Origin of the sequence: Nitratidesulfovibrio oxamicus (assembly GCF_015731765.1) — a bacterium.
GTDB classification, from domain to species: domain Bacteria; phylum Desulfobacterota; class Desulfovibrionia; order Desulfovibrionales; family Desulfovibrionaceae; genus Cupidesulfovibrio; species Cupidesulfovibrio oxamicus.
The window spans coordinates 1-915 of the sequence record NZ_VRYY01000662.1 but is presented as its reverse complement, the minus strand read 5'-3'; the positions used below and the strand labels follow the sequence as shown (position 1 = coordinate 915).

Annotated in this window: 1 protein-coding gene; it reads left to right on the top strand. The window is 71.0% G+C overall.

The features are described 5' to 3' along the window. The first annotated feature begins 26 nt into the window (after positions 1–26). Entirely contained in the window at positions 27–812 is a 786-nt protein-coding gene (locus FVW20_RS16985) for an ABC transporter ATP-binding protein (protein ID WP_231039205.1), read from the top strand. The last annotated feature ends 103 nt before the right edge of the window (positions 813–915 follow it).

Genomic DNA, 915 nt, shown 5'->3' with positions numbered 1-915 from the left:
GCCGGGCCGGTAGCGGGGCGCACGACATGGCCACCTCACCCAACGACGCGGTGCGGCAAACCGGCGCTGCGGAAACGCCCGCCCCGGCGGCTGGCTCCGGCGCTCCGCTGGTCGAACTGTCCGGCATCACCCGCAGTTTCCGGCAGGGCGACCTGACCGTGGACGTGCTGCGCGGCGTCAGTTTTTCCATCACGCGCGGCGAGTTCGTGGCCATCCAGGGGTCTTCCGGCTCCGGCAAGTCCACGCTGCTGCACATCCTGGGCCTGCTGGACAGCCCCACCTCGGGCCGCTACGTGCTGGACGGGCACGACGTGTCGCATCTGGACGACGACGCCCGGTCGGAGGCGCGCAACCAACTGACCGGCTTCGTGTTCCAGAACTTCTACCTCATCCCCTACGCGACCGCGCTGGACAACGTGCTGCTGCCGGGCCTGTACAGCCACAAGAACCTGCGCGCCCAGCGCAAACGGGCGGAAGACCTGCTGCACCGCGTGGGACTGGGCGACCGCATGGACTTCGTGCCCGCGCGCCTTTCCGGCGGGCAGCAGCAGCGCGTGGCCCTGGCCCGCGCCCTGCTGAACGACCCCGCCCTGATCCTGGCCGACGAACCCACCGGCCAGCTTGATACCACCACCAGCGCCGACATTCTGGACCTGTTCGCGGACATCAACCGCACCGGCAAGACCGTGGTGGTGGTAACCCACGACGCGGAAACCGCCGCCCGTGCGCGGCGGCGCATCGTCATCCGCGACGGGGTCATCGAAAGCGACGGCCTGCACGGTGATGCGGCGGCAGGTGGAGCCTCCGCATGACCACCCCGGCGGACTCGGCGACCTCTGCATCTGGCCCGACGCCCGGCCCGGGCACCGGGCATGCCCCCGGTCGCTTCGGCGGACGGAGCCTGTCCGCGCTGGC